At 60.5% G+C, this 12,877-nt stretch carries 6 protein-coding genes; all 6 read right to left on the bottom strand.

Going from position 1 to position 12,877, the window contains the following annotated elements:
- Positions 1-59: 59 nt before the first annotated feature.
- Complete coding sequence (locus AB7M32_RS26010) at positions 60-656, bottom strand: imm11 family protein (protein ID WP_454251813.1); 597 nt, start codon at positions 654-656, stop codon at positions 60-62.
- A 51-nt stretch (positions 657-707) separates the two neighbouring features.
- Positions 708-1,577, bottom strand: a complete 870-nt coding sequence (locus AB7M32_RS26015) for a hypothetical protein (protein ID WP_454251814.1) — start codon at positions 1,575-1,577, stop codon at positions 708-710.
- 53 nt (positions 1,578-1,630) lie between these two features.
- A complete protein-coding gene (locus AB7M32_RS26020; RefSeq protein WP_454251815.1) occupies positions 1,631-2,245 on the bottom strand; it encodes a GAD-like domain-containing protein in 615 nt (204 codons plus the stop codon).
- A 123-nt stretch (positions 2,246-2,368) separates the two neighbouring features.
- Entirely contained in the window at positions 2,369-2,698 is a 330-nt protein-coding gene (locus AB7M32_RS26025) for a hypothetical protein (RefSeq protein ID WP_454251816.1), read from the bottom strand.
- 172 nt (positions 2,699-2,870) lie between these two features.
- The gene (locus AB7M32_RS26030) at positions 2,871-3,767 is read right to left on the bottom strand and encodes a PoNe immunity protein domain-containing protein (protein WP_454251817.1); all 897 of its coding nucleotides are present in this window, start codon (positions 3,765-3,767) and stop codon (positions 2,871-2,873) included.
- The gene (locus AB7M32_RS26035) at positions 3,764-12,847 is read right to left on the bottom strand and encodes a two-partner secretion domain-containing protein (protein ID WP_454251818.1); all 9,084 of its coding nucleotides are present in this window, start codon (positions 12,845-12,847) and stop codon (positions 3,764-3,766) included. Before AB7M32_RS26035 ends, AB7M32_RS26030 begins: the two co-directional genes overlap by 4 nt.
- Positions 12,848-12,877 lie beyond the last annotated feature (30 nt).

A 12,877-nucleotide genomic window follows, 5' to 3' on the forward strand; every position in this document is an offset into this window, starting at 1 on the left:
CGAGCGGGAGCAAGCTCCCTCGCCACAAAGGATGATGTCAGGCTTCATCCCTCAAACAATCAGCAAATAACTTCACCCTCACCATTCACCCCCTCCAATAGCATGCCTCTGAGACCCACACGCTCCAGCCGAAGCTTCACGTCCTCGCTAACGATCAATGCCCCCAAGTGTTTCTTGATACGAAAAATATGTTTTCCCTGGACCTTGGCAGGATCAATGACGAGATTCAGAAAAACGCTGTATTCGCCAGCTCGATCAGGTCGTACGGGATCATTGACCTCATATTTTTTGTAAGCGGAGCGTGATTCGTCTACGCAATCCAATTGGGTCTCGACAATCATCACATAGTAACGATCATGAGCTTGCTCGCCTGCAACCGCCACAGGCTCGAGCACGACATTCATATACGGTTCATCAACGTCGGGAACGCCCAACAATGCATCCCTGGCTTTTTCACTCAAGACCGGCACAGAGGCATAGCCAGCCAAGGAAAAATCCAGACTCACACCTTCCTCACGAACCTCAAGGGCGTAAGTACATGGCTCCATGTACTCAGAAGGGGGGTCGATGAAGAGCCAGTTGTTGCAGTGCTTTATATCTCCCAAATACCAGCGTTCAGGAAACCGCACATCTTCCCGCAACAAGTAATACTTCATTTCAGCTCACCGCGTGTCGTTGCTTCACTGAAAAAAGAGTCGCGCCTACGTTTAAAGCCCGAAGAAACGCTCGTAGGCCGTCTCCACCCGGACAGCAAGCTGATCAGAAATGATAACCAGGTGTTCTAGCGCAGCCGTCTCTGCGGACAATAAAGGGCTCGACACCGCTGGAGCAGTTAAACCTAGCTGCTGTCGGACCTGGAAAATCGCGTGGACCTCCACAGGCAACAAATCGAAAGGCGCATATTTGAATTCAGGGTCCCACGCCCCACCGCGGTCTTCCGCGTGGGTGAGGTGATATTGACATAGCTCTTCCAGAGCATGAGCCAGCCCTTGTTCATCTGTCCATTCGTCTATCACGTTTTGATAAATCCCCAGATCCATCGACTTGATCTCTGGAAGCGTCTCTCCTTGCGAATAGACTGAATAAAGCCAGAGCATGAAAGGCTCGAATCGACGCTGTTCAAGATAGCTGGAATCCACGGCGCCATTGATAGTCAGCATTCCGGCCAGCACATCGGCTACGGACGTGGCCAGATCTCGACGATCAGCCACTATCAACCCGGCCAGCAAGCATCCAGCAATGCTCAATTGGTTAGTCAAATTGGGGACGGTTTTGATGCCTTGAAGAAAACTCGTTTTTGAGAAAGTCTTGGCTTTGAGCATCAGCGCCCAATAACGGTACATTATCGAGCTTGAGACGTCTTCCCAACCAGAAGCCTCTCCATCACTGACCGCGACTTCGCCCCGAATGCCGTAATATGTCGCCAGCATCCCCAACGAGTCAGCCACATTGTTCAATCCGCTTAATGAGTCGCTGGCAAGATCCTCATCGATATAGCCAAGCTCTTGAGCCGTCAGGCCTACCGACTGGGAAAGCCAACGACGGTGCCGATCAAGCCGGACGTTGATTTCATCCATTTCGATACACTCCTTTTACACCAGTACGACGTCCTTCCGCTCACCGTGCTCACTCAGGACCGCATCTGTCGAAGGATCGTTAAGTGAACCTCTAAATTGCACTTAACCAACTGATCCAGCGAAGCCGTCCCTCCAAAAAACAATGCAGGCTCAAAGCCATAGACCTCACGCTCGCCAAGTGCACCCAACTTCTTCAGCGCCCGTTCAAATAGAAACTCACCTTGATTATCCTCCAGATCATAACGCTCCTTATCAGACATAGCGAAAAATGTCTGAAGGGCGAGATCCGGATCTTTATTAGGCGTTTTCAGCTTATTCATAAACGCGACGATAGACCCCGTCGGACATGAAACTACAATTTTCTGATTGTATTTCTCCCCCCAAGCATAAAGAGTCCCAAACGCGCTCCTTGCAATAACGTGGTAATTATCTATTTGTGGAAACTCAGTACCCGCGAGCCACATATCGAGCAGATGTTTATAATCATCCGGGTTCACTGTCCAGAAAAGGCCATTGGCATATCCACACCAACCCTCCTCCTGCCAATAGTCAAGCAGCGCGTCAGGGAGCACTTTACGGTACTTCGCAATTTGGGAGTCAGACACCTGTCGATGAGATGTGGCCTCCCCCATCACGCTGATGAAATACTGGAAATCTTCATCCCTCAACTTGTCGGCGCTCCTCTGAGTAGCACTGAAAAGAAAGGGACAGATCTATCAAAGAGCAATTGGATAATACCTACCCCCTTTCCTATCAATGCAATATTCTCGGTCCCTATCTCCACAAAAAACCTAATCATCATAATTGTAGTCAATACTAATTTTCATCATCTCTACATCCAACGTAACTGCACACGAAGACCAAGCCTTTCCATTTTGGCACAATCCATTTTCAACATAATAGCGCCGAAGCTCAACCAACAACTCTGTCAAATCTCCCACAGCCCTGCTGTCTGGATCAAACCAGCTTGAGCGGTTTGTCTTATCGAAATAATCAAACTCATAACTTCCTCCATCGCCCTCTGCAAAAAGTCTAGCTCTAACAACTATTTTCTGAGCCTCCGAGGGACCAGCATCCAATAAAAGCTGGCCAACTTTTTGATACAGCCCCTGCTCACTCATCAGTTCCCATCTTTAGGTGAATTTATAAAATCAACAATCACAGGACGTCCACCATCAATCGAGTATCTAACAGTTGAATCTATCCGGCCTGAGGCCAGGCATCTGCCCCCGGCCTCCTTCCGCATGTCATTGCTTAACTGAAAAAAGGGGCCTGTAAACCTGCTCGAAACCGCTAACGACGCCCCAACAACTTCGACCAAAAACCAACCTTATTCTCAACAACCACCGCAGTAGACGCTTCAACGTCCTGCCTGAGCGGGTGTGTACTCGGGCCGTCGGGCCTCAATAAATCCCCTGGATAATGTTCAAGCCCCAGGCACTGTGAATCATCCAACCCAAAAGCCTTCACCGCCGCCACGGCTTCCACGCACCAGCGACCGAAATACGCGCCGCCTTCAAAGTTCACGTCACCGTAGGTGTACCAGTAGGGATGCTTGTAACTGACCGCCTGGGGATCGGAACCGGACTTCGCCCCGGTGCGTATTTCCTGATACCAGTGACTGACAAAAGCCTCCAGCTTTGAAGCTTGCGTATCCACCGGCGCATCCACTGCCGCCAGCAATCGGCCATAGGGTTTGGGGTAAAGAAGAGCGGCCCCCACTTTACGCTCGGGACTGCGACTCGCGATGATCCGGTCGAGCAGCACGTCCTCGCCTTCGTTGCCGATAAGGACTAGCAGCCTTCGCCATTGATCATCTGGAATGTCCAATGCCAACCCCAGGCCGACCAGCCAGAAGCAGACGATGTAATGATCGTAGTTGACGCGCCAGCTGTGACGGGTGAACTGCTGCTCCGGGGTCCAGACCGGCGCGCCCAGGCGTTCTGCCTCTTCCCAGGCATCCAGTAGCCCAGGGAAATAACGCGGCAGTTCAGCGACAGGGCATCCGGCAGAGTAGCGACTTAGCATCTGGTGCCAGTGGTCCTGGGCGATGGTGTAGACATACTGTGGCGCGTAGTCGGGATCGCCCGCAGGGGAACGCGCGGTCTCCAACGTTTTGGCAATACGTTCGTCACCATACGCAACCCATTCCGACCAATAGCGGGAATCTCCCAGTGGCGCTCGAATCATTTAATCCCTCCCAACAGTTTGGATGCAGCAACCGGATCGGCCGTGAACTTCCCACCTTTATCCAGAACACCTACAGTAACGTTTCCGAAGGGGTCCGTATGAACCAGCCACTTTTCAACCCGGCCGGTCTGTAATGCATCCCTAATGCTGTCAGCCATTTTCCGGTTGCCACTGACCGACTCCAAAATACGATCATAATTTGTGGCAGTCCCCTGTAACCAGCTATCACTCATCTGCAAACCATCCTTGGTCGGTTTCAACGTAGACGAGCCAAACTTGTATTCCACGACAAGGTAATCAACACCCGGCTTGTCGACCTTGTACAAATCATCAATACCGGTTTGACCAATATCCGGCGCCCGACCAATTTTCTCGGCGCCCGGCACCAGTGACTTGATCCGCTCGCCGCCCATGACATCGCCCACGATGCTCTTTTGTGCGTTGGTAAGAGCCCGGAAATCCATCAGAGGGGTACCGTTAGGGTTGAACTGCCCGCCACGGGCCACCAGCTTATCGAACTTGGCCAGGCCGGCCATCGCCTCAAGCCCTTCCGCCCCCACCTTGATTCCGGCTTTCGCCAGCGCCACGCCACCTTTCGCCGCCCCGCCAACCCCCGTAGCAATACTGCCAACCTGCCAGACGAGCTCGCCAATATCCTGGCCCAGTTGCACGGCGCGATCATCACCACCGTTTTCCAGTGCGTCTTTCACACGGTCGAGTTTGGCGTTGAGTTCGTTGACCACGCCATCGCCGAACTGCTTGCGGGCCTCGGGGTCGTTGATCAGGGCTTTGAGGCCGTTGATTCCGTCAACCGGATGGAGGAGGAATTGCGCCAGCCCCTCGACGTCGCTCCAGCCCGCCTGCACCAGGCCCTTGCCCACGCCGAAGCGGGTCAGTACGTCTTGCTTCTGGTTGATGTACCCCCATTTGGCGATCACTTGCGCCTTCGCCAGCAGCCCATCGGCCTCGCTGTATTCCTTCTCGGCCTGGACCAATTGCTGGGTCGCCAGCCAGTTGTTGTCCACCGCGGCGCCGGCCGCGCTGGTGGCAGTGGCCGGGTCCAGCGAGGAGCTGGTAGCCGCCAGCCCAGTGACAATGCTGACAATCAGGTTGCGCTTGGCTTCACGCTGGGATTCGCTTTCATCGGGGCTGGCTTCGGAGAACAGGCCGGTGAGCAGGCTCGATGCCGCCGCGCCCGCGGCGCCGCTGCCACAGCTCTGGCTGCTGGCGGCGGCACCCGCGCAGGCGACGATGCCGTGCAGGGCGGCGTGCAGCGGCGAGCCTTCGGTGAGCTTGCCGTCCGCCACCAGGTCGCCGATGTAGCCGGCGCCCTGCTGTTGCACGTAATTGACCACCAGTCCTTGGACGAACGCGCTGTTGCCGCCACTGATGTTGCCGCTGGCCGCGCCCACCAAGGCGGTGGTGATCTGCCGGTAGGTACCGCCCGCGCCCCACTTGTCGGCGATACCGCTGGCTTCGGCATTGAGGCGCTGAGCGTTGCCGAGCAGCGCCAGGCGTTCGGTGTCGGTGAGTTGGGCGTTGGGGTCCAGGGCCGCTGCCTGAGCCGCCTCGGCCTGTTTGCGCTTGAGGTCGACTTCCTTGGCCTTGTTGGCGAGCAAGGTGCTGGCCTCGTTGGCGAACGCTCCGACGATCTCGAAACCGGCACGGATTTCGTCTTCGTCGAAGATCGGCTTGAGCGTGTTGGTGGTGTCGCGGTCGCTGGAGACATCGCGGTTGAGGCTGGCGACGGTTTGCTCGCCATTCTTGCCGGTGCGCTTCTGTTGCTCGGCGTCGTTGCTGATGACGATGGTGCCGCCACTGATGCCGCTGCGGGTGACGCTGCTGGCGTCGTCGCTGGCACTGATGGCAATCGGCATGGTGGCGCTGAGGTCGTTATCGTTCTTCGGCAAGTCGGTGCCAGGGGTTTTCGTGCCGCCGCTGGTGGCGTTGCCCTGCTGGTCCTTGCCGACTTCGCGATAGCCGCCACCGACGCTGACGGTGCTGGCGTCGTACTCGGCCTTGTTCTTGATGTCGCGGCTGGTGAGGCTGGCGGTGACCAAGCGGTTCTTGCCGTCCTGCACCGCCTTGTCGCTGCTGGCGATGACGCCACCAACCAGATCGGTGTTGCCACCTACGCGAATGTCGAAGCCGTCATCCCCGGCCTTGATGCCCGATTGCTCGGTCACGCTGGCGTAGTTGGAATCAATATCCGTGGCACCGAAGCTGCCACTGGCACCGCTGACCGAACTCATGCCGTAGCAGAACGGCGGAATGCACAGGCTGATGCCAACGCCCAGGCTCTTCTCATCGACCACATAGGTGTTGGTGTCTTGCAGGCTTTCGATGTTCAGGTCGCCGCCGATGTCGGCCAAGACCTGTTTGCCGCTGGCCACCGCGCCTTTGAGGTTGGTGTCGCCGCCGGAGGCCAGCAGCAACTGGTTGCCGGCCTGGACGTGGGTATTGGTGTGGGTGAGTCCATCGCCATCCGCCTGGCCGCGACTGCCGGATGCCCCCAGGTCCAGGGTGAAACCGTTGCGGGTGCCACCCAGGGAAAAGCCGATGCCGATGCTCGCGCTGCTGCCTTTGCTGTCGGTTTCCTGCTTGTCGGTATTGCGCGCGGCGAGCAGGTTGATGTCACCGTCCGCCAGCAGGCTGGCGTTGCGTCCGGCCTTGATCTCGCTGCCTTGCACGGTGATGTTGCTGGCGGCCCCGGCGCCCGTGGCGCGCAGGCGGATGTCATTGCCGGCGGTCATGGTCGAGCCGGCCGCGCTGTCGCTGGTGTAAGTGGTCGTGCTTTCGTTCTTCTTGGTGCCCAGCGACAGGCTGATGTTGATCCCGCCGGCCGACCCCGGGTCCATCGCCACGGCGGTCGCTGCGTTGTTGGCGGCCAGCACGGCGGTGGCGGCGGCCAGGGCCTTCATGCGCCCGTCGTCGGTTTTTTCCGAGGCCTGTTTCATTTGCTGGGACGTCTGGATCGCGCTGATCACCGGGTTGGTCACGGTGAGGGTGAACCCGGTCTGCTTGAACAGGGTTTCACGCTCGCGTTCGCGGGTGTTGCGCGCCTCGACGACGTCGATGGTCTGCGCCGTGACGTCGATGTTGCCTTGTGGCGCCGACACCTGGCTGCCCACCTGGCGATAGCCCTTGCCGGCTTCGATCAACACATCGCCGGCGGTCGAGCCGACGGTGCTGGCCGCAGCCGTGTGCTCGGTGGTGAGGTCCTTGACGCTCTGTTGCTGGGTCCCCAGGGTGACGGCGATGCCACCGCCGCTGAACAGGCCGCTTTTCTTCACGGACTTGTCGTGGCGCTCGCTGCTGCTGGCGGTGTCGGCTTCGATGTTGACGTTGTTGTCCGCCACCAGAACCGTCTGGGTCGTGGACACCACGTTGCTGCCCTTGAGGTTGATGTCGCGACCGGCCTGGACATAGGTCTGCTCGCCGCTCAGGGTGGAACCTTCGACGGAGGTCTGGCTGATCGTGTCACGGGTGGTGGTGGTCTTGCTGGAGAACATCCCGTTGCTGCCTTTGACCTTGTGCGCTTCATCGGCGAACTGGTAGTTCTGGCCGGCGGTCAGGTTGACGTCGCGCTTGGCCTCGGCGAATACCGCGCCTTGCTCGCTGGTGACACGGGCGGCGCGGGCGTTGAGGTCCTGGCCCGCGCTCAAGCGCACGTCGCCCTGCCCTTGGACCAGGGAACCGACTTCGGTCCGGCTGGCGTCCTTGCGCCAGTTGCTGCTGTTCCAGGTCAGCCCTTGCTCGTGCGCTTCGCCCACGGTGGCCATGTTGATGTTCTTGCCTGCCTCCAGCAACGTGCTGCCGCCCTTGCCGGCATTGACCACCTGGGCCCCGGTGAGGTTGAGGTCGTTGCCGGCGCTCACGCCCATCGTGCCCTGGGCGCCGCTGACGAACAGCCCGGCGACCCGCGACAGGTTGGTGCGGGTGCCTTGGGCACTGCTGCTGTCCCGACTGCTGGAGATGACGTTGATATCCTGCCCGGCCTTGACCGACAGGCTGTCCACGGCACCGATCAGGCCGCCGAGGTTGTTGAGGTTTTCCCGCGCGGTGAGCGATGCCTTGTCGGCCTGGATACGCCCACCAAGGTTCTCGATGTTCTGCGCGGTGATCGCCATGACGCTGCGCCCGGCGAGGCTGCCACTGTTGACCAGGTCGCCGGCGATGTTCAGGTTCAACTGCTGCCCGGCAATCAGGGCGCCGGAGCCGTTGAGGTCGCCCTCCTGGACCCGTACGTACACTTGCGGCACCAGCACGTTTCGGGTGTCACCGTTGGCCAGGGTCACCTGCTTCTGCACCAGCCAGACAATGTCGCTGGTCAACTGGGCCATCTGCGCGGAGGTCAGGGCCACGCCGGGCACCAGTTGCCACTGGCTGGCGACGGTCACGGCGTTGTCGATCAGGGCACGGTATTGCGCTTCGTCATTGGCGTAGCCGTCGAGGAAACGCCGGCCGGTGAGTTGCGCCACTTGCTCGCGAATCAGCTTCTGCTCATAGAAGCCGTCGCCCAGACGTTGTTGCGTCAATGCCGGGTCCACTTGCAGGCGCTGCAACATGTAGTCCGACGACAGCCAGGTGCGATAGCTGGCAAAACGCGGGTCGGTTTCGACCAGGTAGCGGCTGGTGCTCTGGGGGTTGGTATTGAACAGGCTGTTGTTCGGCAATGCCAGGGATGGCCCGCCGCTGCGGATCTGCTCGGCCACGCCCTTGCCGTTCAGGGTGGTTTGGGCCGCGACCTGAACGATGGGCGCCACTTGATAGGTCCTGTCGACCGGAGCGCTGACCGTGCCTGTGGCGGCGATCTGCTCGCTGACGCCCTGTGTGGCGCGGGCACTGATCTGGGTGCCGGTCCCGTTGCCAGCGGCGTTCTGGGCGAACACGGTCGGTTGCAGGGTGATGTCCTGGATCAAGGGGGCAGGCGTGTAGGCCGTGACGGCTGTTCCTTGACGGTCCCGGCCCTTGCGCTGGATGCGATAGAAATTCGTAGCGGTGCCACTGTCGGTGGTGGTGCGCTGGCCGGTCAATTCGGTGTTGGTCAGGCTGGCAATGTTGGCCTGCAACAACCCACCGGCGATGATGCGGCTCTTGTCGTTGAGCACATCGCCTGCGTTGATCTGCATCGTCCCGCCAGAGAGGATCTGCGCCGGAGCCGAGGTGGCTATCTGTGTTTCCTGGACCACGCGGGTGTAGTCGTAGCGGTTCCAGTTGTCTTTGCGCCCCTCAGGCGTGTAGAGGTAAAGGACCTCATCGTTGCGCAGGGAAATCTGGTCGCCCTGGTAGCGGTTCGGCGAACCGCTGAGCTGGAACTCCTGCAAGGCCGTGCGGCTGACTTCCACCTGTTGGGTGCTGAAGTGTTCGTTGGTGTTGCGCACGCTTTGCACATCGAGCGACAGGTTGCCGAGGGCCTCGATGGTCGCGCTGGCATTGGTCAGCAGTTGGGCCCGGTCCTGGGCCTTGTCAGTGGCGCTCAGCGCACCGCCGATGGCGAGGTCCCCGGCACTGAAGATCAGCGCCCGTTCGCGGTTGTCCAGGGTGCCGGTGCCAATGTCCAGTGACTCGCGGGCGGCGATGGTCGCGGCGACACCGTTTTCATCGCGGTTGCTCAGTGCCGAGGTGGCGATCGCCAATCGATCGCCGTACAGGCGCCCGGTGCCCAGGTTGTTGAGCGACAGCGCTTGCACACGCACTTGCTGGCCGTCGATCAGACCACGGTTGGTCAGGCTGTCGTTGATGTTCAGGCGAACCTGGCCGGCGCTGATCTCGCCGTTGGCGGCGTTGTCCAGCGTTTGCGAGTGCACCAGCAGGAGATTGCCTGCCAGCAGTTTTCCGCTGTTGTTGAAAGCTCCATCGGTGCTCAGGTCAACCTTGTTATTGGCCTGGATCTGTCCACTCAGGTCCAGGCCACTTTGCAGGCTGAACGTCAGGTCGCCCAGGCTCAGGGCCCGACCGGTGCCCGCGTAATAGGCGGCGTTGAGGGACAACAGGCTGCCGGCGAGCAAGGTCCCGTCGAGGTTGTTAACCGACTGGCGACGTTGCGCCGGATCGCGATCGGTGATGGTCAGGCCGGCCCCCGAGGAAATCAGGCCGCCCTGGTTATCCAACGCTTGGCTGACGCCGATGGACAACCCTTGGTCGGCGCGCACGGCACCGGCCTGGTTGCCGAAGGTGTTGAGCGCCAGGCTCATGGCGCGACCTTCGAGCCCCTGGTTGGCACCTTGGGTGGCGCTGTTGTCGAGCACGTCGGCAGTCACGCCCAGGGTGCCCGCGCTGCGCACCAGCCCGCCCTGGTTGTTGAGCGTCTCACCCAGCGACAACTGAACATCGCCGAGGCCCTGCAACTGACCGCCGCGGTTATCCACCCGGGCGCCTTCGACTTGAACGCTCTTCTGGCCAATGATCTGGCCGCCGCTGCCGTTGGTCAGGTCGGTGGCCTTGAGCACCAGCGCGCCCTTGGCGCCGAGGAAACCGGCGCTGTTGTTGAAATGGGCACTGTGGATTTCCACCGCGTCCTGGCCGCTGATGCCTTGGGTGGTGCCGGACTGAAGGTTGTTCAGCGCCTGGCTGCCGGTGTCGATGAACAGCTTGCCCTTGGCCTGGATCAGGCCCGCCGCGTTGCGTAACTCACCGCTGCGCAGGTCGAGGGTCGCACCAGCATTCAACGTGCCCTGGCTGTTGTCCATCAGCAGGCCGTGGCTGTTCAGGTCCAAGGCCTGGCCGCTGATCACCCCGCTCTGGTTATTCAAACCTTGGGCCGACAGTGTGATATCGCCCAGCGCTTCAAGGCGCCCGCCGCTGTTGTTCAGCGCATCCGCCGAGACGCTGACCAGCAACCCGGACTTCACCGAGCCCAGCACGCCGTTGGTGTTGTTCAATTGCCCGGCGATGATCTGCATGCGCTGGGTCGCGGCCAGCGTGCCACCGATGTTGTTCAAGCGATCGAACGTCGCGTCCAGCTCACCGCCGGCACTCACCGTGCCTTGGGTGTTATCCAGCGCCTCGCCGCTGATCTTTGTCGTACCGCTGCCGGCCAGCGTCCCGCCGCCGTTATTGATCTCTTTGTCGGCCGTGACGGTCAACGCACCGTTATCGGTGGCGAGGACTTTGCCGCCCTGGTTGTTCAACGTGCCGACTTTCAAGACCACCGCTGCGGGACCGCTGACTTGCCCGGCCTGATTGTCGAAGCGTTCACGGGCGGTGACCTGCAACGGTTGTGCGCCGGTCTGGAGAATGCGTCCACGTTGGTTGGACAGGGTCGTGGTGTCGAGCGTGATCTGTTGGCCTTGGGTCAGGCCGTCATCGACCACCACCTCACTGGCCTTGACGCTCAACTTGCCGTTGCTCGCCAGGGTGCCTTTGCTACCGGCCAACTGGTTGGCCTGGATGTCCAGGGTGCCTTTGCCTGCGTGCTCGACCTTGCCGTTGCCGTTGTCGAGGCGATTGGCGCCAAGCTTCAGGTTGCTGGCGTTGGAGGCAATACGGCCTCCGTTGTTGTCGAGCGTGGCGGCGGCGGTGATCGACGTGTCGGCGGTGCCGGTCTGCACCAGTTCACCGCCGGCATTGGACACATCCCGCGCACTCAATTGCAGGTTGCCAGCGCTGACTTTGGCCCCATCGGTGCGCAGGGTCTTGGCCGCTTTGGCGGTCAGCACCTGGGTCGCATCGACTTGGCTGCCACTGAGGTTGGCATCGCCGGAACTGGCCGTCAGAGTGACGTTGCGGCCCAGGGTCTGGCTGCCACTCAGGTCCAGGTCAGCGGCCCCGACGCCGACATCGCCGCCAGCAAGGTTCTGGCCTTGAGCATTGATCGTGGTGGCCCGCAGCGCGAGGTTGCCGCTTTTGCCCAGCTTGCCGTCCGCACCAACGCCCGCCGCCAGGCTCGAGGCCTTGGTGCTGCGAATGGTCTTGGCGGTGAGCGTGGTGTGGTTCTGGCTGGCAACGGTGCCGCTGTTGTCGATGTCACCGACGCTGTCGAGCCTCAGGTCGCCCTTGGCGTAGAGCGTGCCGCTGTTGTCAACGCTGGCGGCAGTGATTTGCGTCGCCGTTGCGCTGCTGATCGCGCCCTGGTTTTGCAATTTGCCGTCGGCGCTGATCACCACCTCGCCAGCCATGGCGCCGATCTGCCCGGCGTTGCGCACACCCACGCCAGACTCCGTGCCCACCAGCATGATCTTCCCGGCATACATGCCGCCGAGCTTGGCAACGTCGATGGCAACGGTGGGTTTTTCTCCCTCGGCGCCTGGCAGCGGCGTGGCCTGGGTGTTGTCGGCATTGACCTGATTACGTCCGGCGGTGACCTTCAAGTCGTTGGCCCACACCCCGGCGTTGACCTGCACCGAACGGGCAATCAGGTCCGTGTAGTCGGCCTCGCGGGCATCCAGGCCTTTGCCTTCGATATTAATCGCGCCGCCCTGCACGGTGTAGCCCGTGATGCGACCGTTCTCCAACTGCGCCCGGCCGGTGCTGAGGGTGGCCCGGTCGGCGTTGATGAAGCCGCAACCGTTGCAAGTGATGCCGGATGGGTTGGCGATGACCACTTCGGCGCGCTGGCCGGCGACCTCGACGTAACCACGCAATTGGCTGGGGTTGCTGGAGTTGACTTCGTTGAGGATGACCCGCGCGCTGCCATTGCCCAACATCGGGTTGCCTTCGATCCAACCGCCCAGTTTCGTCTGGCTGTTGCCCGTGCCGTTGTTGAGGATCACCCCCCGGCTGTCGACATCGAACTGGTTGTAGGTGTTGCGCGAGACACCGCCGGCGCTGGGCGCGCGGATATTCACCTGCGGCGTGCCATTGGCGCTTTGTATCACCGTCGGTCGTTGACCGGCCGGGGCGCCTGGGTCAGCGACGATGGTGCCGGCCCAAGTCGGTGCCACGCTCAAGGACACCAGGCCAATCGCTGTCATCACGGCAAAGCGCAACGCCCCCAGTGTCGCCGTGCAAGCCGCTGCGCCCGTCGTCGGCCCGGAGCGGGTCCCCGGCGCCTTGACCTGGCTGGTGACGTTCTCGGCCACGACCATCAACAGCCCGCGGGCCTTGTTGAAAACGATTCGGTACAGATGCTTGTTCATAGCAATTCCATTTGCGGAGCCTGCCCGCAC

The organism is Pseudomonas sp. R151218B TE3479 (assembly GCF_053629195.1).